General features: G+C 70.7%; 1 protein-coding gene. It reads left to right on the forward strand.

What is annotated here, in order from left to right:
- Positions 1 to 128: 128 nt before the first annotated feature.
- The coding region (locus ALMP_RS26955; RefSeq protein WP_264932921.1) for a helix-turn-helix domain-containing protein at positions 129 to 259 on the forward strand (131 nt) is incomplete at its 3' end.

Consider the following 259-nt stretch of genomic DNA (forward strand, 5'->3'; position numbering starts at 1 on the left):
ATCTGGTGGTCGCGACGCGGAGCGTCGCGGTGACGTTCCGGCGGAGCCGGACCCTGCTTGGTGACGGTGACGGCTCGCTCGGATGTTCCCGGTTACGGCGTGGGTTCGACGTGCCTAGTGTGATCGTCATGCAGCTTCGGTACAGCTTCCGCCTGTACCCGGACGCCGCTCAGCAGGCCTCGCTGGCCAGGGCGTTCGGGTGCGCCCGCGTCGTGTTCAACGACGCGGTCCGCGCCCGCGAGGACGCCCGGACGGCCGG

The sequence above is a fragment of the Streptomyces sp. A012304 genome, from assembly GCF_026008495.1.
Taxonomy (GTDB): domain Bacteria; phylum Actinomycetota; class Actinomycetes; order Streptomycetales; family Streptomycetaceae; genus Streptomyces.